At 66.0% G+C, this 25,312-nt stretch carries 24 protein-coding genes and 1 other RNA gene; 11 read left to right on the plus strand and 14 right to left on the minus strand.

The window, feature by feature from the left end; translation table 11 throughout:
• The first annotated feature begins 6 nt into the window (after nucleotides 1–6).
• Together murB and PSEMAI1_RS21470 are read left to right on the plus strand one after the other, a co-directional pair.
• Nucleotides 7–1,035, plus strand: coding sequence for a UDP-N-acetylmuramate dehydrogenase (gene murB, locus PSEMAI1_RS0114210; protein ID WP_024303527.1), 1,029 nt, complete (start codon nucleotides 7–9; stop codon nucleotides 1,033–1,035).
• Between the two features lie 98 nt (nucleotides 1,036–1,133).
• Nucleotides 1,134–1,209: non-coding RNA, sX9 sRNA (locus PSEMAI1_RS21470), on the plus strand.
• A gap of 14 nt (nucleotides 1,210–1,223) precedes the next feature.
• On the opposite strand, the gene PSEMAI1_RS0114220 is transcribed toward PSEMAI1_RS21470, so the two are convergent.
• Together PSEMAI1_RS0114220 and PSEMAI1_RS0114225 are read right to left on the minus strand one after the other, a co-directional pair.
• Nucleotides 1,224–1,991 (minus strand): ABC transporter permease, encoded by a 768-nt coding sequence (locus PSEMAI1_RS0114220; protein WP_024303528.1) that lies wholly within the window; start codon nucleotides 1,989–1,991, stop codon nucleotides 1,224–1,226.
• Nucleotides 1,992–1,993: 2 nt separating this feature from the next.
• Nucleotides 1,994–2,689 carry an energy-coupling factor ABC transporter permease gene (locus tag PSEMAI1_RS0114225; RefSeq protein WP_232219920.1) on the minus strand — a complete coding sequence of 232 codons (696 nt, stop codon included), beginning with the start codon at nucleotides 2,687–2,689 and terminating at the stop codon, nucleotides 1,994–1,996.
• Nucleotides 2,690–2,783: 94 nt separating this feature from the next.
• On the opposite strand from PSEMAI1_RS0114225, the gene nadC reads away from it, so the two are divergent.
• Nucleotides 2,784–3,626: a carboxylating nicotinate-nucleotide diphosphorylase gene (gene nadC / locus PSEMAI1_RS0114230; RefSeq protein ID WP_024303530.1), complete on the plus strand. Its 843-nt coding sequence runs from the start codon at nucleotides 2,784–2,786 to the stop codon at nucleotides 3,624–3,626.
• 192 nt (nucleotides 3,627–3,818) lie between these two features.
• Here the strand turns inward: nadC and PSEMAI1_RS0114235 are convergent, their stop codons facing one another.
• From PSEMAI1_RS0114235 to PSEMAI1_RS0114270, 8 genes are all read right to left on the minus strand, one after another.
• Nucleotides 3,819–4,436: a CoA pyrophosphatase gene (locus tag PSEMAI1_RS0114235; RefSeq protein ID WP_024303531.1), complete on the minus strand. Its 618-nt coding sequence runs from the start codon at nucleotides 4,434–4,436 to the stop codon at nucleotides 3,819–3,821.
• A 5-nt stretch (nucleotides 4,437–4,441) separates the two neighbouring features.
• Nucleotides 4,442–5,083, minus strand: coding sequence for a trimeric intracellular cation channel family protein (locus PSEMAI1_RS0114240; protein ID WP_024303532.1), 642 nt, complete (start codon nucleotides 5,081–5,083; stop codon nucleotides 4,442–4,444).
• Nucleotides 5,084–5,146: 63 nt separating this feature from the next.
• Complete coding sequence (gene rho / locus PSEMAI1_RS0114245) at nucleotides 5,147–6,403, minus strand: transcription termination factor Rho (protein ID WP_024303533.1); 1,257 nt, start codon at nucleotides 6,401–6,403, stop codon at nucleotides 5,147–5,149.
• A 124-nt stretch (nucleotides 6,404–6,527) separates the two neighbouring features.
• Entirely contained in the window at nucleotides 6,528–6,854 is a 327-nt protein-coding gene (trxA, locus tag PSEMAI1_RS0114250) for a thioredoxin TrxA (protein ID WP_008954264.1), read from the minus strand.
• Between the two features lie 129 nt (nucleotides 6,855–6,983).
• Complete coding sequence (locus PSEMAI1_RS0114255) at nucleotides 6,984–8,552, minus strand: ABC transporter ATP-binding protein (RefSeq protein WP_024303534.1); 1,569 nt, start codon at nucleotides 8,550–8,552, stop codon at nucleotides 6,984–6,986.
• A gap of 1 nt (nucleotide 8,553) precedes the next feature.
• On the minus strand, nucleotides 8,554–9,573 hold the full coding sequence (locus tag PSEMAI1_RS0114260) for an ABC transporter permease (RefSeq protein WP_024303535.1): 1,020 nt from the start codon (nucleotides 9,571–9,573) through the stop codon (nucleotides 8,554–8,556).
• Nucleotides 9,570–10,622, minus strand: a complete 1,053-nt coding sequence (locus PSEMAI1_RS0114265; RefSeq protein WP_024303536.1) for a microcin C ABC transporter permease YejB — start codon at nucleotides 10,620–10,622, stop codon at nucleotides 9,570–9,572. Before PSEMAI1_RS0114265 ends, PSEMAI1_RS0114260 begins: the two co-directional genes overlap by 4 nt.
• Nucleotides 10,622–12,421, minus strand: a complete 1,800-nt coding sequence (locus tag PSEMAI1_RS0114270; protein WP_024303537.1) for an extracellular solute-binding protein — start codon at nucleotides 12,419–12,421, stop codon at nucleotides 10,622–10,624. The genes PSEMAI1_RS0114265 and PSEMAI1_RS0114270 overlap by 1 nt, the downstream gene beginning before the upstream one ends.
• A gap of 229 nt (nucleotides 12,422–12,650) precedes the next feature.
• Here PSEMAI1_RS0114270 and fabI point away from each other — a divergent pair, with 229 nt between their 5' ends.
• Nucleotides 12,651–13,439, plus strand: a complete 789-nt coding sequence (fabI, locus tag PSEMAI1_RS0114275) for an enoyl-ACP reductase FabI (RefSeq protein ID WP_024303538.1) — start codon at nucleotides 12,651–12,653, stop codon at nucleotides 13,437–13,439.
• A gap of 444 nt (nucleotides 13,440–13,883) precedes the next feature.
• Nucleotides 13,884–14,669: an ABC transporter substrate-binding protein gene (locus PSEMAI1_RS0114280; protein ID WP_024303539.1), complete on the plus strand. Its 786-nt coding sequence runs from the start codon at nucleotides 13,884–13,886 to the stop codon at nucleotides 14,667–14,669.
• Nucleotides 14,670–14,688: 19 nt separating this feature from the next.
• On the opposite strand, the gene PSEMAI1_RS0114285 is transcribed toward PSEMAI1_RS0114280, so the two are convergent.
• The gene (locus tag PSEMAI1_RS0114285; protein ID WP_024303540.1) at nucleotides 14,689–15,942 is read right to left on the minus strand and encodes a D-amino acid dehydrogenase; all 1,254 of its coding nucleotides are present in this window, start codon (nucleotides 15,940–15,942) and stop codon (nucleotides 14,689–14,691) included.
• Nucleotides 15,943–15,957: 15 nt separating this feature from the next.
• Nucleotides 15,958–16,803 carry an IclR family transcriptional regulator gene (locus PSEMAI1_RS0114290; RefSeq protein ID WP_024303541.1) on the minus strand — a complete coding sequence of 282 codons (846 nt, stop codon included), beginning with the start codon at nucleotides 16,801–16,803 and terminating at the stop codon, nucleotides 15,958–15,960.
• A gap of 164 nt (nucleotides 16,804–16,967) precedes the next feature.
• Here PSEMAI1_RS0114290 and xsc point away from each other — a divergent pair, with 164 nt between their 5' ends.
• The 4 genes from xsc to PSEMAI1_RS0114310 all read left to right on the plus strand — a co-directional run bounded on the left by xsc (nucleotide 16,968) and on the right by PSEMAI1_RS0114310 (nucleotide 22,723).
• On the plus strand, nucleotides 16,968–18,779 hold the full coding sequence (gene xsc, locus PSEMAI1_RS0114295; RefSeq protein ID WP_024303542.1) for a sulfoacetaldehyde acetyltransferase: 1,812 nt from the start codon (nucleotides 16,968–16,970) through the stop codon (nucleotides 18,777–18,779).
• Between the two features lie 183 nt (nucleotides 18,780–18,962).
• The gene (pta, locus tag PSEMAI1_RS0114300; RefSeq protein ID WP_024303543.1) at nucleotides 18,963–19,982 is read left to right on the plus strand and encodes a phosphate acetyltransferase; all 1,020 of its coding nucleotides are present in this window, start codon (nucleotides 18,963–18,965) and stop codon (nucleotides 19,980–19,982) included.
• Nucleotides 19,983–20,015: 33 nt separating this feature from the next.
• Entirely contained in the window at nucleotides 20,016–20,789 is a 774-nt protein-coding gene (locus tag PSEMAI1_RS0114305) for a sulfite exporter TauE/SafE family protein (protein WP_024303544.1), read from the plus strand.
• Nucleotides 20,790–20,845: 56 nt separating this feature from the next.
• Nucleotides 20,846–22,723 carry a methyl-accepting chemotaxis protein gene (locus tag PSEMAI1_RS0114310; protein ID WP_024303545.1) on the plus strand — a complete coding sequence of 626 codons (1,878 nt, stop codon included), beginning with the start codon at nucleotides 20,846–20,848 and terminating at the stop codon, nucleotides 22,721–22,723.
• 157 nt (nucleotides 22,724–22,880) lie between these two features.
• Here the strand turns inward: PSEMAI1_RS0114310 and PSEMAI1_RS0114315 are convergent, their stop codons facing one another.
• Nucleotides 22,881–23,030, minus strand: a complete 150-nt coding sequence (locus PSEMAI1_RS0114315; protein ID WP_198019691.1) for a hypothetical protein — start codon at nucleotides 23,028–23,030, stop codon at nucleotides 22,881–22,883.
• Nucleotides 23,031–23,107: 77 nt separating this feature from the next.
• Here PSEMAI1_RS0114315 and PSEMAI1_RS20665 point away from each other — a divergent pair, with 77 nt between their 5' ends.
• On the plus strand, nucleotides 23,108–23,806 hold the full coding sequence (locus PSEMAI1_RS20665) for an MFS transporter (RefSeq protein ID WP_084612759.1): 699 nt from the start codon (nucleotides 23,108–23,110) through the stop codon (nucleotides 23,804–23,806).
• Nucleotides 23,807–24,246: 440 nt separating this feature from the next.
• Here the strand turns inward: PSEMAI1_RS20665 and PSEMAI1_RS22345 are convergent, their stop codons facing one another.
• On the minus strand, nucleotides 24,247–24,375 hold the full coding sequence (locus PSEMAI1_RS22345) for a hypothetical protein (protein ID WP_255327055.1): 129 nt from the start codon (nucleotides 24,373–24,375) through the stop codon (nucleotides 24,247–24,249).
• Here PSEMAI1_RS22345 and PSEMAI1_RS20670 point away from each other — a divergent pair.
• Complete coding sequence (locus tag PSEMAI1_RS20670; RefSeq protein WP_198019624.1) at nucleotides 24,364–25,311, plus strand: hypothetical protein; 948 nt, start codon at nucleotides 24,364–24,366, stop codon at nucleotides 25,309–25,311. The genes PSEMAI1_RS22345 and PSEMAI1_RS20670 overlap by 12 nt on opposite strands.
• The last annotated feature ends 1 nt before the right edge of the window (nucleotide 25,312 follow it).

The raw sequence follows: 25,312 nt of genomic DNA on the forward strand, positions 1-25,312 counted from the left end.
ACCGCCGTGAGCCTTGTTTTTCATCATGACCACCCCCTCAAAACGCTGAACACCTTCGGCATGGACGTGCGCGCCGCGACGTTCTGCGAGCTGGACGACCTGGCCCGGCTGCCCGAACTGCTGGCGAGCGAGCCCTACCGGCGCGGACCGGTGCTGTGGCTGGGTGGTGGCAGCAACCTGCTGTTCACCGGCGACTATCCGGGGCTGGTCGTGAAAGTGGCACTTGCCGGCATCACGGTGCTGCACGAGAACGACGACGAGGTGGTGGTGGAGGCCGCCGCCGGCGAGAACTGGCACGGCTTCGTGCAGCACACGCTGGCGCAGGGCTGGGCCGGGCTGGAAAACCTGAGCCTGATCCCCGGCACCGTGGGCGCGAGCCCGATCCAGAACATCGGCGCCTACGGCGTCGAGGTCAAGGATTGCCTGACCGAGGTAGTGTGCGCCGACCTGCACGACAACGGCGCCCAACGCATCCTCTCCAACGCCGACTGCCGCTTCGGCTATCGCGACAGCGTGTTCAAGCATGAACTGAACGGCCGCCTGCTGGTCACCGCGGTACGCTTCCGCCTGAGCAAACGGCCGACGCTACACACCGGCTACGGCGACATCGGCAAGGAACTGGCCGCCATGGGCAAGGCGGACGGCGCCTCGCCGCGCGACGTCAGCGAAGCGGTGATCCGCATCCGCTCCGCCAAGCTGCCCAACCCGCTGGAACTCGGCAACGCCGGCAGCTTCTTCAAGAACCCGATCATCGACGCCGATCAGGCCGAAGCCCTGCTCGCGCGCCATCCCGACCTGCCGCACTACCCTGCCGGCGCCGGCAAGACCAAACTCGCCGCCGGCTGGCTGATCGACCGTGCCGGGCTGAAGGGCTACCGCGAGGGCGACGCCGGCGTACACGCGCGCCAGGCGCTGGTGCTGGTCAACTACGGCCACGCCAGCGGCCGGGAAATCTGGGCGCTGGCGCAGAAAGTACAGGCGACGGTGAAGGAACGTTACGGCGTGCAGCTGGAACCGGAACCGCTGGTGCTGTAAGAAGCTATCCTCAAAGTTACTGCGCGGTCGTGATCTCGGGTTGGGTGGTGCTCTGAGCGTGCGAATCTCTGGTCGAGATTCGCTCAGCCATGATCCTCATGGACTACGTGTCCATTCCGGTTCCTGCGCTCCAGCCGCCCCTCGCTGACGACCGCTCGTCCCACTTTGAGAACAGCTTCTAGAATGCGCTACTTGAGCAGCCGCCGCCGGGTCAGCGCCACCGCCAGCGAGAACGACAGCACGGCGTAGAGCAGCAGGATCAGCAGGCTCGGCCAGACAGAGGGCGGCGTCACACCGTTGACCAGGGGCCGGGCCAGACGGATGGCGTGGGTCAGCGGCAGAACCTCGGCCACCGCCCGAATCCAGCCGGGCAGGTTCTCGGCCGGGTAGAACACCCCGGAGATCAGCATCATCGGGCTGACCACCAGCGTGAAGTAGTACATGAAGAAGTCGTAGCTCGGGCTCACCGCCGTCACCACCAGCCCCATGCCGGCGAAGGCGAGCCCGGACAGCGCGATCAGCGGCACGATCCACAACACCAGCGGGCTCTTGATCAGCCCCAGCAGCCCCATCACCAGCAGGATGGCGAGCCCCGACAGCAGGCTCTTCGACGCCGCCCACAGCCACTCGCCCAGCACCACGTCGTCCACCGTCAGCGGCGCGTTGATGATGGCCGACCAGGTCTTCTGCACGTGCATGCGCGAGAAGGCCGAGTACAGCGCCTCGAACGTCGCGCTGTTCATGGTGCTGTAGCACACCGTCCCGGCCGCCAGGAACTGGATGTAGGGCACGCCGTTGATGGCCGGCAGCAGGCTGCCGATACCGAAACCCAGCCCCAGCATGTACAGCATCGGGTCCGCCAGGTTGCCCAGCATCGACGGCACGGCCAGCTTCTTCCACACCAGGTAGTTGCGCAGCCAGACCGGAATGAAACGCAGCGACAGGCGAGGCAGCATGCTCAGGCTCCCGGATCGGAGTTGTCGTCGAGATAGCGGCTGTCGTCGAAGGTGGCGACCCACCGCGGGCGGTAGACGATCAGGATCGCCATGATCAGCCCGGTGGTGAAGGCTTCGGACCAGGACAGCAGGAAATAGAACGGCAGGGCCTCGGTCATCAGTTCCTCCCAAGGATAGGCTTCCGCCAACCCCAAGGCCACGATGCCGCCGAGGCCGGTGGCGAACAGGCTGGCGCCGCCGGCGAGAAAGGCGCAGACGAACACGTAAATGAACAGGTTGGGCGGCAGCAGGCGCTGCGTCAGCCGCAGCACCACCGACACCAGCGTCACCGGCAGCACCGCCATCAGCCAGAAGTTGAGCCCCAGCGACATCCAGTCGCCCAGGCCGTAGGCCGTCACCCCGGCCAGCACGATGGCCAGCGCCAGCAGCGCCAGCCAGTGCCCCATCATCAGCGTGAGGATGGCGGCCCCCGACAGGTGGAACCAGAGTCCCGGCTTGAAACCGCCTTTCATCATCCACATCGCCATGGTCAGCACACAGGCACCCAGCCAGGCGTTCAGTGCGACGTGGTCGAGTGCGCGCCACTTGATGCGGCTCGCCGCCCAGCCCAACACGCCCAATGCCGCCAACAGGGTCGACCATTGCACCCAGAGAGGAAAGAAAGCGGCAGGCAGGTTCATGACGGGAGACAGCGGCAAGAAGAATCGCTCCATCATACCAGACGGTGCAGCTCCCCTGCCGACACAACACGGCGGCAGGCCGCTACAATACGGGTTTTACGGAGAACGCCCGATGCCAGTCCTGCCCCCTCATCACCTCATCGCCCACCAGGTCAGCCTGAGCCTGGCCGAAGACATCGGCAACTGCGACTGGACCGCCCTGCTGATCGACGAAGACGCCGGCGGCCGGGCCACGGTGCTGGTGCGTGAAGAGGCGGTCGTCTGCGGGCAGGTCTGGTTCGACGAGTGTTTCCGCCAGGTCGACGCGCGCTGCGCCGTCGACTGGAAGGTCGAGGAAGGCGAGCGCGTCGCGGCCGGCACTGTGCTGTGCGAGATCGCCGGGCCGGCGCGCGCCCTGCTCACCGCCGAGCGCACGGCGCTGAACTTCCTGCAAACGCTGTCCGCCGTCGCCACCGCAACGCGGCGCTACGCCGAGGTGGTGGCCGGCACCAACGCACGTGTCCTCGACACGCGCAAGACGCTGCCGGGGCTGCGCCTGGCGCAGAAATACGCCGTCACCGTCGGCGGCGGCGACAACCAGCGCATCGGTCTCTACGACGGCATCCTGATCAAGGAAAACCACATCATGGCCGCCGGTGGCATCCGCCAGGCGCTGGAACAGGCCTATCGCCTGGCGCCGGCCAACGTCAGCGTGCAGGTGGAAGTGGAAACGCTGGACGAGCTGAACCAGGCACTGGCGGCCGGCGCCAAGCTGGTGCTGCTGGACAATATGTCACTGGACCAGATGCGCGAGGCAGTGCGCCTGAGTGCCGGCCGTGCGCAGCTGGAAGCCTCGGGCGGGGTCGAGCTGGCCACGGTCCGGGCCATCGCCGAAACCGGCGTCGACCGCATTTCGGTCGGCAAGCTGACCAAGGATGTGACCGCCATCGACCTGTCGATGCGCTTCCAGCTCTGAGAAGCCCCGCACATCGAACACGTAGGATGAGAGAAGGCTTTCCTGGCCGAGCCCCCATCAACGATGGGTTGCGCTGCGCTCCACCCATCCTACGATCAAGCGGTCGGCACGTAGGATGGGTGCAGGATCTCCGAGCCGAAACCCATCGATGCCGGCTCGCGCTATACCCCACCCATCCTGCGATCAAACGGGTCAGAACGACGCCTGCTCCGGGTTGAGGATGGCGGACAGCTGCCGCAACATGGCGGCGGTCGCCCCCCAGATATGATGCGGACCAAAGGTCAGCGACAGATAGGTGCCGGACACGCCATCACGCACGTAGCTGTGGCGCTCGTACTGGCGCGGGTCCAACACCCGTTCCAGCGGCACCTCGAACACTTCAGCCACTTCGGACGGCTCGGGCGTGAGAGCCAGCGGCGGCACCAGCAAGCCGACCACCGGCGTCACCCGGAAGCGGGTGATCGTGAAGTAGTCCGGCAGCGTCCCCAGCACACTAACCCCCTCCTCGGCCAAGCCCACTTCTTCGCGCGCCTCGCGCAAGGCCGCGTGCACCGCGCTCTGGTCGTGCGGGTCGATCTTGCCGCCAGGAAAACTGACCTGCCCCGCGTGCTGCGACAAGGAAGCGGTGCGCTGCGTCAGCAATACCGCCGGCGCACCGGCGTGCCACACCAAGGGCACCAGCACCGCCGCCGGCCGCTCCCCGCCGGTGGCGGACCGCTGCGGCAGATCGCCGACCACGACGGTCTGCCAGTCGCCCTCGAGCCGGGACCGGATCCACTGCTTGGCATCCTCCACTCCGAGCGGAAACATGCTGTTCACTCCCTGCGTCGCCCCGCCCGGATCTTGGGCAGAGCCAGTTCGCTCCAGTGCGCCAGCAGGCGCACGCTCAATCCTGAGATAAAGAGTAGCTGCAGCGTCAAAACGTTCACGATGCCGAAGGTATCCATCACAAACAAGCCGACGGCGACCAGGATCGCCACCATGCCGTAGAAATCCCGATGCAGGATGAAGGGGATGTCGTTGACCATCATGTCGCGCACCACTCCGCCCCCGACGGCGGTAATGAAGCCCAGCAGCACCACGCCGAATGCGTTCAGGTCGAGACTCAGGCCGACCTGCGCACCGGTCATGCTGAACGCCACCAGCCCGATCGAATCGGCGATCACGAACAGCCGGCCGAAGGTGGCGCTCTCGCGCCGATGCAAGCCGGCAAGCCAGGACAGCAGCAGCGTCGCCGCAATGACGATCAGATTAGTGTAATCATAGAACACCAGCGGGATGCGGCTGACCAGCACGTCGCGGATGATGCCGCCGCCGATGGCGGTCAGCAGAGCCACGATCAGGATGCCTAGGAGGTCGAGATGCTTGCGCACGCCAACCAGGTAACCGGAAAAGGCGAAAGCCACGGTGCCGATGCCGGCAAACCACGGCATGGAAGCAAAACGGCTCAATTCCATCGCATTGCTCATAACAAAACGCCGGGCTGGAAGGCCCGGCGCTGCTGGTAACACATGGCCGCTTCAGCGACGCATCGAATCGAAGAACGCAAGATTGCTCTTGGTCGCGCGCATCTTGTCCTGCAGGAATTCCATCGCCTCGAGGTCGTCCATCGGGTACAGGAGCTTGCGCAGCACCCAGATGCGCTGCAGCTGGTCCTGCGGAATCAGCAGCTCTTCGCGGCGGGTGCCGGAGCGGTTGATGTTGATCGCCGGGAAGATCCGCTTCTCGGCCATGCGGCGGTCGAGGTGGATCTCCATGTTGCCGGTGCCCTTGAATTCCTCGTAGATCACGTCGTCCATGCGCGAACCGGTGTCGATCAGCGCGGTGGCGATGATGGTCAGCGAACCGCCCTCTTCCACGTTGCGCGCGGCGCCGAAGAAGCGCTTCGGGCGCTGCAGGGCGTTGGCGTCGACACCGCCGGTCAGCACCTTGCCGGAGGCCGGGATCACAGTGTTGTAGGCACGCGCCAGACGCGTGATCGAATCGAGCAGGATCACCACGTCCTTCTTGTGCTCGACCAGGCGCTTGGCCTTCTCGATCACCATCTCGGCAACCTGCACGTGACGAGTGGCCGGTTCGTCGAAGGTGGACGACACCACTTCACCGCGTACCGAACGGGTCATCTCGGTCACTTCTTCCGGACGCTCGTCAATCAGGAGCACGATCAGCTCGACTTCCGGATGATTGGCGGTGATGGCATGGGCCAGGTTCTGCAGCATCACCGTCTTGCCCGACTTCGGCGGAGCGACCAAGAGGCCGCGCTGGCCCTTGCCGATCGGGGCGATCAGGTCGATCACCCGGCTGGTGATGTTCTCTTCGGCACGGATATCGCGCTCCAACACCAGGCGCTCGGTTGGAAACAACGGCGTCAGGTTCTCGAACAGGATCTTGTGCTTGGCGTTTTCCGGCGGCCCACCGTTGACCTTGTCGACTTTCACCAGCGCAAAATAGCGTTCGCCGTCCTTCGGCGTGCGGATTTCGCCTTCGATCGAGTCGCCGGTGTGCAGGTTGAAGCGGCGGATCTGGCTGGGGCTGACATAGATGTCGTCCGGGCCGGCCAGGTACGAGGTATCCGGGCTGCGCAGGAAACCGAAGCCGTCCGGCAGCACTTCCAGCGTACCATCGCCAAAAATGCTCTCGCCTTTCTTGGCCTGGTTCTTCAGCAGGGCGAAAATCAGGTCTTGCTTGCGCAGGCGGTTGGCGCCGTCGATCTCGTTGGCAATGGCCTTTTCAACGAGTTCGGTAACAGGAAGGTGTTTAAGGTCAGATAGGTGCATGGCAGCCGTGGTCGACTCGAATACGGATTAAGCGGGAATGCTCGACAAGGAGTGTGAAGCGGATACGGAGCGGGCGACAATGATGTCGCCCGCTGGTGAAGAATTTGACAGAAGGATAGGCGGTTTAGATGTGGCTGTCAATAAACGCCGTCAGTTGGCTCTTGGCGAGCGCGCCGACCTTGGTGGCCACCACGTTGCCATCCTTGAAGATCATCAGGGTCGGGATGCCGCGGATGCCGAATTTCGGCGGGGTCTGCTCGTTCTGGTCGATGTTCAGTTTCACCACTTTCAGGCGGCCGTCATACTCTTTGGACACTTCGTCCAGAATCGGGGCGATCATCTTGCACGGGCCGCACCATTCGGCCCAGTAGTCGACCAGCACCGGGCCCTGGGCCTTCAGTACGTCCTGTTCAAAAGAATCGTCGGTCACGTGCTGGATCAGATCGCTCATATCGTCCTCTCAATTGGTTTTGTCTTGTCGCCGGCAAACGGCATGGCACAAGGGATGGTAGCAAGCACGGCCAGCAGGGGCAACCCTGCCGGCTTCATGTCATTAATAATGAGGCTGGGGGCGGGGCTTTCAAGACCCCAGCAAGGCAGCCGCCAGCAACGCACGGGTATAGGATTGAGCCGGTGCCTCGAATACCTGGCGGGTCGGCCCGGCCTCGACCACCTTCCCGTCCTTGAGCACGATGACCTCGTGCGCCACGGCGCGGATCACCGCCAGGTCGTGGCTGATGAACAGGTAACTCAGCCCGTACTTGTGCTGCAGCCGGCGCAGCAGCTGCAGCACCTGCTTTTGCAGCGTGGCATCGAGCGCACTGGTCGGCTCGTCGAGCAGCATCAGCTTGGGACGCAGCACCAGGGCGCGGGCGATGGCGATGCGCTGGCGCTGGCCGCCGGAGAACTCATGCGGGTAACGGTCGACGCTGTCGGCGGCGAGGCCGACTTCGGTGAGGGTGTCGAGCACGCGCTGGCGCCGCGCCGCCTCGTCGAGTTCGGGAAAGTGCAGCGCCACGCCCTCGCCGACGATCTGGCCGACGGTCAGACGCGGCGACAGCGAAGCGAACGGGTCCTGGAATACCACCTGGTAGTCGCGGCGCGAGGCGCGCAGGGCCTGTCCGCGCAGCGTGTCGAGCCGGGTGGCGTCGAGGGTGATCTGCCCTTCCGCCTCGATCAGCCGCATCAGCGCGAGCCCCAGCGTGGTCTTGCCGGAGCCGGATTCGCCGACGATGCCGAGGGTACGGCCGGCGGCCACGCTGAGGTCCACGCCGTGCACCACCTGCGTCACGGTCTTGCCGAACCAGCCGCGGCGGCGGCTGAACGATACGCGGATCGCCTCGGCCCGCAGCCGCGGCGCGGCCTGGTCTGAGGTTTCCGTCAGGGTATCCGGCCGGCTCGCCAAGAGCTCGCGCGTGTAGGGATGGGCCGGCTGGCCGAACACCTCGGCCACCGTCCCCGCTTCGACCACCTCGCCGTTCCTCATCACCGCCACGCGGTCGGCGAAGCGCCGCACCAGGTTGAGGTCGTGGGTGATGAACAGCACCGCCATGCCAAGATCGCGCTGCAGCTCGTCGAGCAGGGCGAGAATCTGCGCCTGCACCGTGACGTCGAGCGCGGTGGTCGGTTCGTCGGCGATCAGCAGCTTGGGCTGGCAGGCCAGCGCCATAGCGATCATGGCGCGCTGGCGCTGGCCGCCGGAGAGCTGGAAGGGATAGGCGTCGACCTTGGTTTCCGGGTCGGGAATGCCGGTGCGCGCCAGCAGTTCGATGGCCTGCTGTCTGGCCTCACGCGGCGGCAGGCCGAAGTGCTGGCTCAAGGTCTCGATGATCTGGTTGCCGACGGTGTACACCGGGTTGAGCGCCGACATCGGCTCCTGGAAGATCATCGCCATCTCGCGCCCGCGCAGCTGGCGCAGCCGGCGCTCTGGCTGGCCCAGCAGTTCTTCGCCGTTGAAGCGGATGGCGCCGGACAGCGTCACGTCCGGGTTGAGGCGCATCAGTGCCTGCGCGGTGACGGTCTTGCCGGAGCCGGATTCGCCCACCAGCGCCACCTTCTCGCCGGCGCGCACGGTGAAGCTCACGCCGCGCACGGCGTCGCTGTGGCCGAAGCGGGCATGCAGGTTTTCTACCGACAGCAGTGGGTCCATGTCAGCCCTTGCGTGTATCGAGTGCCGCGCGCAGCCCCTCGCCGATGAAGATCAGCAACAGCAGCGTGACGGTCAGTACGGTGAAGGTGGACAGCGCGATCCACCAGGCGTCGAGGTTGTCCTTGCCCTGGGCCAGCATTTCGCCAAGGCTCGGCGTGGTGGCCGGCACACCCAGGCCGAGGAAGTCGAGGCTGGTCAGCGCCAGGATGGCGCCGCTGACGCGGAACGGCAGGAAGGCCAGTACTGGCGTCAGGCTGTTGGGCAGCACGTGGCGCCACATGATCTGGCGGTTGGCGAGCCCGAGCGAGCGCGCCGCCAGCACGTAGTCCATCTGGCGGTTTTTCAGGAACTCGGCGCGCACGTAGTCGGCGAGCCCCATCCAACCGAACAACGCCAGCAGCACCAAGAGCAGCGTCAGGCTGGGGTTGAAGAACGACGACAGGATAATCAAGAGGTAGAGTTCCGGCAGGCTGCCCCAGATCTCGATCACGCGCTGCAGCGCGAGGTCGAGCCGGCCGCCGAAGTAACCCTGCAAGCCCCCCAGCAGCACGCCGACCAGCGTGCCGACCGCGGTCAGCGCCAGCGCGAACAGCACCGACAGCCGGAAACCGTAGATCAGCCGCGCCAGCACGTCGCGCCCGCGGTCGTCGGTGCCGAGCAGGTTGGCGGCGGACGGCGCCGCCGGGTTCGGGGCCTCGGCGAAGTAGTTGAGCGTGTTGTAGCTGTAGGGGTTGGGCGCGAACACGGCGAAGTTGCCGTTGGCGGAGAGCCGATCGCGGATGTAGGGGTCGAGGTAATCGGCCGGCGTGTCGAAATCGCCGCCGAACACCGTCTCGTTGTAGTCGAACAGCACCGGGTAATAGAACTCGCCCTGGTAGCGCACCACGAGCGGCCGGTCGTTGGACAGCAGCTCGGCCCCCAGCGTCAGCACGAACAGGATGGCGAACAGCCACAGGCTGACGTAGCCGCGGCGATTGGCCTTGAAGCGGCGCCAGGCGCGTTGCGACGGGGTCAGACTCATTGCCCGCCCTCCTCGAAGCTGACACGCGGGTCGACCAGCACGTAGGACAGATCGGACAGCAGCTTGGCCACCAGGCCCATCAGCGTGAACAGGTAGAGCGAGCCCATCACCACCGGGTAGTCGCGGCGGATCACCGACTCATATGACAACAGCCCCAGCCCGTCGAGCGAGAACAGCGTCTCGATCAGCAGGCTGCCACTGAAGAAGGCGCCGATGAAGGCCGACGGAAAGCCGGTGATCAGCGGAATCAGCGCATTGCGGAACACGTGCTTGTACAGGATGCGCCGCTCCGACAGGCCCTTGGCGCGCGCGGTGTAGACGTACTGGCGGCGGATTTCCTCGAGGAACACGTTCTTGGTCAGGATCGTCATCACCGCCAGGTTGCCGACCACCGAGGCGGTCACCGGCAGCGTGATGTGCCACAGGTAGTCGAGCACCTTGTCGACGAGGCCGAGGTCGGCCCAATTCTCGCTGACCAGCCCGCGCAGCGGGAACAACTGCCAGAAGCTGCCGCCGCCGAACAGCACCAAGAGCGCCACCCCCAGCACGAAGCCGGGAATGGCGTAGCCCACCAGGATCACGGTGCTGGTGAAGAGATCGAACGGCGAGCCGTCGCGTACCGCCTTGCTGACGCCCAGGGGAATGCAGACCAGATAGGTGATGAAGAAGCTCCACAGCCCGATGCTCATCGACACCGGCAGCTTGGAGACGATCAGCCCCCACACCGACTCGTGGTGGAAGAAGCTCTCGCCCAGATCGAAGCGGGCGAACTTCACCAGCATGTCCCCGAAGCGCTCCAGCGCCGGCTTGTCGAAGCCGTATTGTGCCTTCAGCGCGGCGATCTCCTCCGGGCTCAGGCCGGTACGGCCCTTGAACGGACTGCCGCCGCCCTGTGCCGCCTCGCCGGCGACGCCGGTGTGAGTCAGCTGCTGCACCATCTGCTCGATCGGTCCGCCCGGCACGAACTGGATGATGGCGAAGGTGATGGCGAGGATGCCCACCAGCGTCGGGATCATCAGCAGCAAGCGCTTCAGAATGTAGTGCCACATCAGCGTGCCTCCTGCGGTTTGACCCACCAGGTCTCGATCGCCCAGCTGGTGGCGTCGTAGTAGCGCGGCAGCCGTGCCGGCTGGCCGAAGCGGTTCCACCACGCCGCACGGTGATAGGGAATGTGCCAGTTCGGCACCACGTAACGGCCGGCGCGCAGCACGCGGTCGAGCGCCCGGCTGGCGGCGATCAGGTCGCTGCGGGTCTTGAAGCGCAGGAAGTTCTGCAACAGCGCGTCGACCGCCGGGTCGGCCACGCCGGCCCAGTTGCTCGAACCGGGCGTACGCGCCGCCTCGCTGCCGTGAAAGCCCAGCTGCTCGTTGCCCGGGCTCTGGCTCGCGCCGTATACCACCACCGTGGTGTCGTAGTCGAAATCGTTCAGGCGGCGCTGGTAGATGGCCGGGTCGACCACGCGCACCGTCAGCGTGATGCCGAGTTTGGCCAGATGCTTCTGCCAAGAGGCGACAATGCGCTCGTAGGTACGCGAGTAGGACAGGAACTCGAATTCGAACGGTCGGCCTTGTTTGTCCACCAGCCGCCCGCCCTCGTAGCGCCAGCCGGCCTGATAGAGCAGTTGGCGCGCCTGGCGCAGGTTGGTGCGCACGCCGTAGCGGCCGGACACCTGCGGCGGTTCGACCGCCGGGCCGAACACCTCGGGGTCGAGCTTGTTACGCAGCGGATTCAGCAGCGCCAGCTCGTCCGGCCCCGGCAGCCCCGTGGCTGCCAATTCGCTGTTGGTGAAGTAGCTGGCGCTGCGCCGGTACTGGCCGTAGAACAGCTGGCGGTTGGTCCACTCGAAGTCGAACGCCAGCGCCAGCGCCTCGCGCACGCGCTTGTCGCGGAACAGCGGCCGTCTCAGGTTGAACACGAAGCCCTGCATGCCGGCCGAGCTGCCGTGCGGCAGGGTCTTCTTGACGATGCGGCCGTCCTCGAACTTGCTGCCCAGGTAGCCGCGCGCCCACTGCTTGGCGACGTTCTCCACCGACAGGTCGAATTCGCCGGCCTTGAACGCCTCGAGCCGCGCCGTCTCGTCCTTGTAGTAGCGGTAGAGGATGGTGTCGAAGTTGTACATCCCGCGCCGCACCGGCTCGTTGGCCGCCCAGTAGGCCGGGTTGCGGCGGAAGCGCGAGAACTTGCCCAAGTCATACTGCTCCAGCAGGTAGGGGCCGGAGCCGATCGGCGGCGCCTGCACGCGGTCCCCCAGCTTGGTGCCGGGAGGCAGCCACTTGCGCGAGAACACCGGTAACTGGGCGATGATCAGGTGCAGCTCGGCATTGCGGCGCTTGAAATCGAAGCGAACGTTGGCGGCGTCGAGCACCACGGCGCGTGCCACGTCGGCCCAGTAGAAGCGGTAGGACGGCGAGGCGGTCGGGTCGCGCGTCAGCGTATCGAACGAGAACTTCACGTCCTCAGCCGTGACCTTGTCGCCATTGGAAAACCTTGCACGCGGATTGAGATGGAAGCTCACCGACAGCCCGTCGTCGGCCAGCCGGATATCGTCGGCGAGCAGGCCGTACACGGTGAACGGCTCCTCCTCGCCCTGGGTCATCAGCGTCTCCACCAACAGCGCCCCGACCCCGGCTTCCTTGTCCCCCTTCAGCGTGAACGGATTGAGCGTGTCGAAACTGCCCAGTGCCGGCAACACCAGCCGCCCGCCCTTGGGCGCGGCCGGGTTGACGTAATCGAAATGGGCAAAGTTCGGCGGATACTTGGGCGCGTAACCCAGCGCCAGCGCTGGCGCAGCCACGGCCAGCCGGGTCAGGAACACCCCCATCACCCCAATCAGCAGCAAAATACGCATGTCACCTTCTTGTTCCGGTCTGGCCGCGCCGTCGCGGCCGCCCTCGAGAATGCTCTGAACTCCATCGCGCGCGGCGGTTCCCGGCGCCATGACGGCATGCTGTCGCTGTTTTACCCTAGGCCACGGCGCTTGAAAACCAAAAAAATGGGCCTTCCCGCGTCGTCCGACTGTCGGGCCAAGCCCAGGCTTGGTTATAATACGGCCCTGTTTACACCGAGAAGGACTCAAGATGGGCTTCCTGCAAGGCAAAAAGATTCTGATTACCGGCATGATCTCCAACCGTTCCATCGCCTACGGCATTGCCCAGGCCTGTCATCGCGAAGGCGCGGAACTGGCGTTCACCTACGTGGTGGACAAATTGGAAGACCGTGTGCGGGAAATGGCCGCCGACTTCGGCAGCAAGCTGGTCTACCGCTGCGACGTGCAGAACGATGCCGACATTGAGCAACTGTTCGTCGACCTGGGCAAGGACTGGGACGGTCTGGACGGCCTGGTGCACGCCATCGCCTTCGCCCCGCGCGAATCGCTGGAAGGCGACTTCCTCGATGCGCTGAGCCGCGAAGCGTTCCAGATCGCTCATGACGTGTCCGCCTACAGCTTCCCGGCGCTGGCCAAGGCCGCTCGCCCGATGATGAAGGGCCGCAATGGCGCCCTGCTGACGCTGTCCTACCTCGGCGCCGTGCGCGCCATCCCGCACTACAACGTGATGGGGCTGGCCAAGGCCAGCCTGGAAGCCTCGGTGCGCTTCATGGCTGCCAGCCTCGGCAAGGACGGCCACCGCGTCAACGGCATTTCCGCCGGCCCGATCAAGACCCTGGCCGCCTCCGGCATCTCGGGCTTCTCCAAGCTGCTGTCGATCGCCGCCAACCAGTCCTGCCTGCGCCGCAACGTGACCACCGAAGAAGTCGGCAACACCGCCGCCTTCCTGCTGTCCGACCTGGCCTCCGGCATCACCGGCGAGATCACCTACGTGGACGGTGGTTTCAACATCAACTCGATGAACGTGCCGGAAGAGTAAGCACCGTCTTATTTTGTAGGGAAGCAGCTAAAGCGGAAAACCAACGCATAATTCCCGACAATTCCCGGCTACACACCAAAACGGGGCAATCCTTTTAAACAAGGATCGCCCCGTTTTCTTTCTTTCCCATCCATCTCTTCTTATCTCTCGCCGTGATATAAAACCACTACATATGTCATCTCCCGTCTTCTGCCCCTCTTCCAGAATCATACCGCTCAACCGAAACCCGGCTTGCGTGTGAATTACACCCCATTCGGACATGTTGAGAAGCGCGATGGCACGGTCGTAGCGTGCAACCACGCCCGCGGCGTGGGGTAGCACGATGACGCCGGACAGGGCGCCGACGGAGGCAGCCCCACCCCGCTTCGGCCAACAGCATGGCACTCCTCCCGGTGAGGAGTGCCACCTATACTCATTAGACCGCTCCTCGATCTCGGATTGATCATGCCCCGCCGCCTCCCTCCCCTCGTCCTCGCCCTGCTGCTGACGATGCCCTGTCTGGCGGCCGAGCGGGTGGTGTTGTATGGCGACCAGGCTTATCCGCCCTATTCTTACCTCGAAAACGGAGAATTCAAGGGAATCTACGTCGACCTCCTGCTGGCGGCAGCAAAGCGCATGGCCCCGGACTACCGGATCGAGTTGCAGCCGACGCCATGGCGCCGTGGGCTGGCCATGCTGGAAAACGGCCAGGCGCTGGGATTGTTTCCCCCTTACCGACGACCTGAGCGCCGCTATATCGACTCTTACTCCATTCCGCTCTATCGCGAGCGAGTGGTGGTGGTGTGCAACCGCAAGGCGATGAACCGGCCTCGCCGCCGCTTCCCGGAGGACTTCGGCGACGTCGTCATCGGCGTCAATGCCGGTTTCGCGCTATCCGGGGCGTTGGTGGAGGCGCGCAAACGAGGGCAGGTGCAGGTGGAAGAAGCCAACGGGACGGTCGCCAACTTGCGCAAGTTGGCGCTCGACCGCATTGGCTGTTACACCAACGACAGCCTGTCGATCCGCTACACCCTCATGCGCCTGAAGAAAGAGGCCGTGCACTCTGCCGAACTCGACACGCTGTCCTTGCATGAAGTCACCGAGCTCTCCGGGGAGGAGGCTTATATCGGCTACAGCCGTCATGCCAACCCCGCCCACAAGGCCGACTTCATTCGCAAACTCGATGCTGTCCTGCAGGACCTGCAGCGGCACGGGGAGCTGGATCACCTCGTGGCGAAATATGGTTCCTGAGCGATAATCACGACGACCCTCAGTTCAGGAAGGGGAAATCGAACGGTGGACGATGCCCTTCCATCAGGCGGCTCAACGCCTCGGCCGAGCCGCACGCCATGGTCCAGCCCAGCGTGCCGTGACCGGTGTTGACCCAGAGGTTGGGGTAGCGCAAGCGGCCGATGAAGGGGACCGCAGAGGGCGTGACGGGGCGCAAGCCGCTCCAGAACTCGGGCTCGCCGTGGTCGTTGAGCTGCGGGAACAGCTCCCGGGTGCGGCGCACCAGCAGGTCGCAGCGGATGGGGTTGGGGTCGTGGTTGAAACCGGCGATCTCGGCGGTGCCGGCCACGCGCAGGCGATTTCCCAAGCGGGAAAAGACGATCTTGTATTCATCGTCGATCAGACTGACCGTGGGGGCGACGCTCGATTCCGACAGGGAAAAGGTGGCCGAATAACCCTTGACCGGGTAAACCGGCAGGGAAATCCCCAGCGGCCGCAGCAGCGCCGGGCCGTAGCTGCCCAGCGCCACGACGTAGGCGTCGGCGACGTGGCGACGCCCGTCGGAGGTCACCGCCGCCGCAATCCTCCCCTGCTCCGTTTCGAGGCGGGCAAGGGGTTGGCCGAAGGCAAACCGCACCCCGGCGCGCCGGCAGTGCTCCGCGAGCTGCCGGGTAAACTGGCGGGCGTCGCCCGATTCGTCGTCGGCGGCGAAGTCGCCCCCCACCAGCCGATCGCCGAGAGGCGCCAGCGCCGGTTCGAGTTCGAGGCATTGGGCGGCCGAGACCGGGCGGCGTTCGCAGCCGAACTCGCCGAGCAGCCGCGCGGCCTGGATCCCCTTGGCGTATTCCGCCTGATCGGTGTAGACGTGCAGGATGCCACGCTCCAGCCGGTCGTACTGGAGTCCGCCACGTCCGGCCAGTTCGCTGCCCAGCTGTTTCAGGCAATCCCGACTGTAGAGCGCCAGTGCGACGACGTGCCGCATATTCCGTTTGTAGCGGTCGGCGCGGCACTCGCGCAGGAAACGCAGCGTCCAGCCGAGCAAGGCCGGGTCGGCGCGCAAGCGGAACAACAGCGGCGCATCCTCTTTTCCCAGCCAGCGCAGGGCCTTCAGCGGGGCATGGGGATTCGCCCACGGCTCGGCATGCGAGACCGAGATCTGGCCGCCATTGGCAAAGCTGGTTTCCAGTGCCGGCTCGGGCTGGCGGTCGATCACGGTGACGTCATGGCCTTGCCGGGAGAGGTACCAGGCCGACGTGACTCCCACTACACCGGCCCCCAGGACGATGATTTTCATTACCCGCTCCTTACATTAATCCGGATCCGGCGATTCCGACCCCTCCACACGTCCGGCCCCAGCCTGGGCCTCGGCCTCGATCTTGGCCAAGGCCGCCGCCGCCCGCTGCAACGCCGGCAGCAGCTGCAGCGCCTTGTCCGGCGTCAGCCGCAGCACCGGCGCCTGGATCGCGATCCCGGTGTTGGACTTGCCCCCCGGCGTCGGCACCAGCACCGCCAGGCAGAACAGCCCCGGCAGGAATTCCTCGTCGTCGACCGCGTAGCCGTCCCGCTTCACCCGCTCGATCTCCCGCTCCAGCGCCCCCAGGTCGGTCAGCGTCTTCGCGGTGTAGCGTTCCAGCGGCACGTGCTCCAGCAGCCGGCGCCGCTGGCTCGGGCTCATCTGCGCCAGGAACAGCTTGCCGCTCGCCGAGCAGTGCGCCGGCACCCGCGAGCCGGGGTGCAGGTAGAAGCGCAGCGGCGCCGGGGTTTCCACCCGGTCCAGGTACAGCACTTCGCTGCCCGACAGCGCGGTGATGTTGCAGCTTTCGCCCACTTCTTCCACCAGTTGGCGCAGCACCGCGTGGCGCGCGCCGTGCACGGTGTTGTTGAGCAGCAGGTTCTCGGCCATGCGCCGCAGCCGCACCCCGGTGCTGTAGTGCCGCCCGTCGCCGTCGCGTTGCAGCATCCCGGCGCTTTCCAGTTGCTGCAGCATGCGGTGCAGCGTCGGCTTGGGCAGCCCGGTTTCTTCCACCAGTCCTTGCAGCGTGAAGAACTGGTCCTTTTCCGCGATCACTTCCAACAACGCGAACAGCCGCAGCGTCGGCGTGTCGCCATCGAGCCGGGCCGGTTCGCTCTTCGGGGTCTGTGGTGTGTCGTTCATGGCGTTTCCATCATAGTTCAGTTTCTGTTTTTGATACAACAAGTATCGTTTTACGAAATTTGTTGTTGACTTGCCGCATACACCCTCCTAGAGTTGAGTCTTGTCTCACATATCGGAATATTTCGTACCGGTTTTGAGATGATACCCACAGGAGACTAGTCAGCATGAGCGAGCAAGCCAACCGTACGGTGCCCGTCGGCCCCACCAAGATGACCCCTTCCGAAGCCTTCGTCGAAACCATGGTGGCCAATGGCGTGACCGATATGTTCGGCATCATGGGGTCGGCCTTCATGGATGCCATGGATATTTTCGCCCCCGCCGGCATCCGCTTGATCCCGGTGGTCCACGAGCAGGGCGCCGCCCACATGGCGGATGGCTATTCCCGCGTGTCCGGCCGCCACGGCGTGGTGATCGGCCAGAACGGCCCCGGTATCAGCAACTGCGTCACCGCCATCGCCGCCGCCTACTGGGCGCACAGCCCGGTGGTGATCGTGACCCCGGAGACCGGCACCATGACGATGGGCCTGGGCGGCTTCCAGGAGTGTAACCAGTTGCCGATGTTCCAGGAATTCACCAAGTACCAGGGGCATGTCACGCACCCGGCCCGTATGGCCGAGTACACCGGCCGCTGCTTCGACCGCGCCATGAGCGAGATGGGCCCGACCCAGCTCAATATCCCGCGCGATTATTTCTACGGCGAGATTACCGCCGAGATCCCCAAACCCTCGCGTCTGGATCGCGGGGCCGGTGGCGAGCAGAGCCTGAACGAGGCAGCGGAGTTGCTGGCGCAGGCGACGTTCCCGGTGATCATTTCCGGCGGCGGCGTGGTGATGGGCGATGCCGTCGAGGAGTGTAAGGCCTTGGCCGAGCGCCTGGGGGCGCCGGTGGTCAACAGCTACCTGCACAACGATTCGTTCCCGGCCAGCCATCCGCTGTGGTGCGGTCCACTCGGTTACCAGGGCTCGAAGGCGGCGATGAAGCTGATTTCCCAGGCCGACGTGGTGGTGGCGCTGGGGTCCCGCCTGGGGCCGTTCGGCACGCTGCCGCAGCATGGCATGGATTACTGGCCGAAGAACGCGAAGATCATCCAGATCGACGCCGACAACAAGATGCTGGGCCTGGTGAAGAAGATTTCGGTGGGCATTTGCGGCGATGCCAAGGCGGCGGCGGTGGCGCTGACGCAGCGTCTGGCCAACCGTACCCTGGCCTGCGATGCGACCCGCGCCGAGCGCGCCGACAAGATCGCGACCGAGAAGGCGGCCTGGGAGAAGGAGCTGGACGAGTGGACGCACGAGCGCGATCCGTTCAGCCTCGACATGATCGAGCAGAATGCCCAGGAGCGCACCTTCAACGGCGGCCATTACCTGCATCCGCGCCAGGTGCTGCGCGAGCTGGAGAAGGCGATGCCGGAGGATGTGATGGTGTCGACCGATATCGGCAACATCAATTCGGTGGCCAACAGCTACCTGCGCTTCGAGAAGCCGCGCAGTTTCTTCGCGGCGATGAGTTTCGGCAATTGCGGCTATGCCTTCCCGACCATCATCGGCGCCAAGGTGGCGGCGCCACATCGCCCGGCCATCTCCTACGCCGGCGACGGCGCCTGGGGCATGAGCCTGATGGAGACCATGACCTGCGTGCGCCACAACATCCCGGTCACCGCCGTGGTGTTCCACAACCGCCAGTGGGGTGCCGAGAAGAAGAACCAGGTCGATTTCTACAACCGCCGCTTCGTCGCCGGCGAGCTCGACAACCAGAGCTTCGCCGCGATCGCCCGCGCCATGGGGGCGGAGGGCATCACCGTCGACCGTCTCGAGGATGTCGGCCCGGCCCTGCAGAAGGCCATCGACCTGCAGATGAACCATGGCAAGACCTGCATCATCGAGATCATGTGCACCCGTGAGCTGGGCGATCCCTTCCGCCGCGATGCCCTCTCCAAGCCGGTCCGCTTCCTCGACAAGTACAAGGATTACGTGTGATCAAGTAAGACGGGACGCACCCCGACCTGATCAGCAGGGGTGCATCCCGAGGCAATGACTTCGACCCTTTCATCCTCCTACTCAATCCATGTTGAGTGTTAGCCGGGGCCCGGGCATCCCTCGCACCGGGTTCCGGCCCTTTTTTTCCCCTTGCCGGGAAAGGTTTTATCAGGAGTCCCCACCATGAGAGCACTCACCAGCATCATCGAGCAGGCCCGCCACGCCCCCGCCCGCATCGCCCTTTCCGAAGGGGAGGATCCGCGCGTGCTCGACGCCGCGGTCCGGGCCACGCGCGAGGGCATCGCCCGCATCGTGCTGGTCGGCGACCGCGTCGCCATCGAGACACAGGCTCGACAGCGCGGCCTCGACCTGAGCGGCATCGACTTCCACGACCCTGCCGACGCCCCGCTGCAGGCGGAGCTGGCCGAGGCGCTGTTCGAACTGCGCCGGCACAAGGGCATGACGCAAGAACAGGCCGTCAGCGCCGCGCGCGACCCGCTGGTCTGCGCCAACCTGCTGGTGAAGACCGGACGGGCCGACGGCACGGTTTCCGGCGCGGTACGCACCACCGCCGACGTGGTGCGCACCGCGATCCAGGTCATCGGCTTGCAGCCTTCCTTCCGGTTGGTTTCCAGCTTTTTCCTGATGATGCTGTGCGAGCCGTTCCACTCGCTCAAGGGCGGGCTGATTTTTTCCGATTGCGGCCTGGTGATGGACCCGAACGCCAGCGAACTGGCCGACATCGCCATGGCCGCGGCCGACAGCGCGCGCCAGCTGCTGATGGAGGAGCCGCGCGTGGCCATGCTGTCGTTCTCCACCAACGGCAGCGCCAAGCACGCGGCGGTCGACAAGGTGGCGCAGGCGGCGGCCCAGGTCAAGGCGCAGCGCCCCGAGCTGGCCATCGACGGTGACGTGCAGCTCGACGCCGCGATCGTGGCGGAGATCGCCAACCGCAAGCTGCCGGACTCGCAGGTCAAGGGCAAGGCCAACGTGCTGATCTTCCCCAACCTGGAAGCGGGCAACATCGGCTACAAGTTGGCCGAAAGAGTGGGCGGCGCGGTGGCCATCGGGCCGCTGCTGCAGGGGCTGGCCAAGCCGGCCAACGACCTGTCGCGCGGCTGCAGCGCCGACGACGTGTTCCACGTCATCGCGGTGACGGTGGTGCAGGCGCACGCCGCCCGCGAGACCGCTGCCGCGGGCTAGCGCGCCCGCCGATCCGCCGCCAGGGACACCCCGATGAGCCTCGACACCCTCCTCGCCCTGCTCGCCACCATCGCCGTCGGCACCTATTTCCAGACCGTCACCGGTTTTGGGCTCGGCATGATCGTGATGGGCACCACCAGTGGCTTTGCGCTGGCCCCGGTGCCGGTCTCGGCGGCCGTGGTCAGCATGGTCACCTTGGTCAACAGCGCGGTGGCGTTGCGCGGCAAGTGGCACCTGATCGACTGGCGCGCCGCGCGCGCCGTGCTGGTGGGGGTGCTGCCGTCGATCATCGCCGGCGTGGTGTTGCTCAACTATCTGAGCAGTACGGCTTCGCTGCTGCTGCAGTTCCTGCTGGGCGGCGCCATCACCTACAGCGGCATCGTGTTCGCGCTGCGACCGACGCAGCTGGCTGAGCGCTCGCCCGACCGCAGCTTCTTCGTCAGCGGGCTGTTTTCCGGGTTGTTCGGCGGCTTGTTCGGCATGGCCGGGCCGCCGGTGATCTTTCACTTCTACCGCCAGCCGATGGAGTTGGCGGCGGTGCGCAGCATGCTGCTCCTGGTGTTTGCCTTCACCTCGGGCACCCGCACCCTGTTCGTGGCGAGCCAGGGCGAGCTGTCGGCATCGGTCTGGCTATTGACCGGGCTATCGATGCTGCTGGCGACCTTCGTTACCCTGCTCGGGCGCCGCTTTCCGCCCCCGGTCGCCCCGGCGACAATGCGCCGCATCGCCTTCTGCATCCTGCTACTGATCGGGGTCAGCCTGATGCTCAGCGCCCTGCCCGCGCTGCTCGGACCGGGAGGCGCCTGAACCGCCCCGCCGGCCGCGGCCTCATCCCCCAACCAAACCAACAAGAAGCTCTCGACATGAAGATCTCACACAAGGCCGGCCTCGCCGGCGCCGCCGTGCTGTTTCTCACCGTCAGCCTGCTGTCGCTGGTGCAAGTGAGCCAGCTGCGCAGCAGCCTGCGCTCGCAGGCAGAATCCAGCATCGCCCAGGCCGGCAACGCGCTGGCGCGCCAGATCGAAAACGGCCTCAACGCCAAGCTGCAGCTGATCGACCTGATGGCGCAGAGCATCGATGCCGACTTCCGCCCCGAGCGGATTCAGCAGGTCTTCGGCCAACCTTTGCTGAAAGAACAGTTCCTGCTGGTCTTCGGCGGCCTGGACAGCGACGGCAAGCGTCTCACCAACGACCCGAAGTGGAACCCGCCCGGCTGGGACGCGCGCCAGCGGCCGTGGTATTCGGTGGCGCGCCAGGCCCCACGAGCGGTGCTCACCGAGCCCTACGCCGACGCCGCCACCGGCGAGATACTGATATCCGCGGTAGCGAAACTCAGCGACCACGGCCGCTTCATGGGCGCGTTCGGCGGCGATTTGAGCCTGCAAAGCATCGCCGCCGCGGTCAACGCGCTCGACTTCAACGGCGCCGGCTACGCCTTCCTGTTGACGGGAAACGGCAAGATCATCTCGCACCCCGACGCCAAGCTGAACGGCCAGCCTTACAGCCGACTGTTCGACGGGCAACGCCCTGCGCTGACGCCGGCACTGACCGCAGTCGACGGCGCACGGCGGCAACTCGTTTCCTTCGTGCCGCTCAGCGGCCTGCACGGCATGCACTGGTACCTGGGCGTGGTGCTCGACGAAGCCGCCCTGATGCACGAGGCCGACGCCGCCAGCCAGCGCGCGCTGGTGGGCGCGGTGATTGGCGTGGCGCTCAGCCTGCTGGTGCTGGGCGTATTGATGGGGCGGCTGCTGTCACCTTTGCAGCGGCTGCATCACGCCCTGCAGGACATCAACCGCGGCGAAGGCGACCTGACGCGCCGCCTGCCGGCCACGGGCAAGGACGAAGTGGCACTGCTCTCGCACGAATTCAACGGCTTCGTGCAGCATCTGCAAACCCTGATCGGCAACGTCATGAGCAGCGCCGCGCGGGTGCGCCAGACCAGCACTGCCACCTCCCGCCAGGCGCAATCCGCCTCCGAACGGCTGTACCAGCAGCTGCAGGAGCTCGACCACCTGGCCCATACCATGAACGACATGAACGGCGCCGCCGAGGCCGTGGCGGAACACGCCGAGGTGGCGGCCCGCGCCGTCGAAACCGCCAACGTGGAAACCGAGCACGGCGTGGCGGTGGTGTCGCGCACCACCAGCACGATCCAGCTGCTGGCCGACAAGCTGGGCGAGACCGGGCTCTCCATCAACGAGCTGGTGCTGCTCAGCCGCCACATCGAGTCGATTCTGACCAAGATCGCCGGCATCGCCGACCAGACCAATCTGCTGGCGCTCAACGCGGCCATCGAGGCGGCGCGGGCGGGCGAGGAGGGGCGCGGCTTCGCCGTGGTGGCCGACGAGGTGCGCACCCTTGCCTCGCTGACCCAGAGCTCGACCGCCGAGATCCGCGACATCATCGAGCAGTTGCAAAACGGCGTGAAACGCGCCGAGAGCAGCATGCTGCAATGCAGCGACACCGCCAAACAGACCGTCGATGACGCCGCCAGCGCCAACGATATCCTGGGCAGGATCCGCGACGCGATCACGCGCATCAACGACATGAACCTGCACATCGCCAAAGTCGCCAAGGAGCAAAGCGTGGCCACGCGCGAACTGAGCCGGCGCACCGACGGCATCCGCGACATCAGCCACGCCGTGGCGCAGGGTGCGGCGACGCAGTTGGATCACTGCCAGGTGATGGTCGAGCAGGTGGAACAGCAGGACGCTTTGCTGGAACGCTTCAAGGTCTGATTCCCCGCCGCCGGTGGCCGTGAGCCGGCGGTGGGTGTTGCCGCGAACAGGCCGGTGGTCGGGCACGACCAGACCTCGTGCTGACGATCCGGCCCCGGCCTTGCGGCAGGCATGCCGGGAAAACCAGCCCGGCTGCCGACGGCGACCGGGCAACCGCTCAGGCCGGTTCGCTCAGGCGCCAGTCACTGTCGGCGGGCAGGAACGCCTCCACCGCGGCGGTGGCGATGACGTGCGTGGTGCCCTGCTCCGGGTCATGCACGTTGAGGCCGCCGAACACCGCCGTCACCTCGGCCCGCCCGCGCGGCAATGTGGCGGGTGGTGTAGACGCGGTAGGCCTGTTCCGCCTCGACAAACACCTTGCTGGCGCCACTGACGGCGGCGGCGATGCCGTCGCCCCCCCTCGTCCTGGTCGAAGTCGAGCAGCAGCGCGAAGGCGGCACGGACGTCGCCCTCGGCCGCCTCGCCGGTCTCCCCCTCCCCCGGCTGGGCGCTCTGGTGCGCACCTTGTCGCCGACGATGCGGGCGATCTCCTGGGCATGCGGGGCGAACGCGGCCTGGTCGCAGACGCTCAAGCTCACCCGCACCGACGCCCAGCTCGGCGTGATGGCTGCCGCGCTGGTAATGGTCGTCACCATCCCGCTGCTCGGCCGCCTGTCGGACAAGATCGGCCGCACCCGCATCTACTTCTGGGGCTCGCCCCTGACCGGCCTGTCGGCCTTCGCCGGCTTCTGGCTGATGAAGCACAGCGGCGGCGATATCCTGCTCGTCTGGCTCGAGATCATCATCCCGTTCGGGGTGTTCTACGCGGCGATCTACGGCCCCGAGGCCACCCTGTTCGCCGAGCTGTTCGACGCCAAGATCCTCTATTCCGGCATCTCCTTCGTCTACCAGTTCTCCGGCATCTTCGCCAACGGCATCACCCCGATCATCGCCACCTACCTGTTGCAGAAGGGCGAGGGCGAGCCGTGGATGATCTGCGTCTACGTGTTGTTCTCCGGCGTGGTCAACGCGCTGTCCGCCGCCTGGATCGGTCGCAAGGCGCACGCCCTGCAGCAACTGCGCCCGAGCCTGGCCTGCTCCTGACCTGAACCTGTCCGCAACCGGCGCAGCAGCCCACTGCTGCGCCGGACGGAGTTCTGGACCAGACAATATCGCCGCTCTGGTGCCTGCGCGGTCAGCCGGCCCCTGCTAACTGTTCGGGTCCCGGTGCCGGGTGCACCGGGCCGCCGGGCGCCCCGGTACGCGGGGGCCCGCCGTGCTGCGCGCCTTTGCACGTCCATATAAGACAACATGAACCCCACGATGCCAGAGAGCCGGAGAGCTTCTCTGGGCAACACCCGCAATCTCGTCGTCGCCGGCGCGGCACTGGGCACGGGCGGTGCGGCCAGTCCGGCCGCCGCCGGCACAGCCTGCCGCGCTAGCCTCTCGACGCCAGGCAAACCCCATTACCTTCTCAGCCGCGTCCGCCTCGAAGAAGGCTTCGAGTACGACGACGGGAAGGTCGTCGCCACCCGCACCGGCCTCTACACGCTGGAATCCGCGACGGCCGCATCGTCCGCGTCGAACCGCAGGGCGTTCGCTTTCCGGCCGAGCTGCCACGCTACGACGCCCAGGGCCTGCTGCTGCCGGTGCTGCGCGACATGCACATCCATCTCGACAAGACCTTCTACGGCGAGCCGTGGCAGGCGCCGCGACGCAGCAAGACCATCGCCGACATGATCGAGCAGGAAAAGACGCTGACCCCGCGGCTGTTGCCCGCGTCGCAGAGCCGGGCCGACAAGCTGATCCGGCCCCTGCAGAGCAAGGGCACCACGGTCGCCCGCAGCCACTGCAACATCGATCCGGTCAGCGGACTCATGAGCCTCGAGCACCTGCAATGGGCGCTGGAGCAGCACCGCGCCGACTTCAGCTGCGAGATCGTCACCTTTCCGCAGCATGGCCTCTTGCGCGCCCAGGTCGACGACGACATGGAACGCTCGCTCGACACCCTGTTCGGCATCGCGCTCGATGCCTGCGCTGGCATCCACCTGAACGAAGGCCGTCCGTCCGGGCTCGCGGCGATCGACTACATCATCCGCCAGGTGGACGCGAACCCATTCCTACGCGGCAAGGTCACGTTCAGCCATGCGTTCGTTATGGCGACGCTGGACGACGCCCAAGTAGCCGACATCGGCACGCGACTGGCGGCACAGCGCATCGCAATCGCCTCGCCTCTGCCGCTCGGCAAGGGCGCGATGCCGCTGCCGCTCCTGGCCGAGCAGGGCATGTTCCTGATGACCGGCACAGACAGCGTCACCGACCACTGGTCGCCGTTCGGCACCGGCGACATGCTGGAGAAAGCCAATCTGTACGCCCAGCTCTACCGCTGCTTCGACGAGTTCCGGCTGACGCGCGCGCTGTCCATCGCGAACGGCGGCGTGCTGCCGCTGGATGCGCAGGGGCTGCGCGCCTGGCCCCGCCCAGGCGATGCCGCCTCCGGCGTCTTGGTCGCCGCGAGCTGCTCGGCCGAGGCCGTTGCCCGCCTGCCGGCGCGCGAAGCTGTGTTCCACGACGACTGCATGGTGTACGGCGAGCTGAAAAAAGCCTGAC

The organism is Pseudogulbenkiania sp. MAI-1 (assembly GCF_000527175.1).
In the GTDB taxonomy this organism is placed as follows: domain Bacteria; phylum Pseudomonadota; class Gammaproteobacteria; order Burkholderiales; family Chromobacteriaceae; genus Pseudogulbenkiania.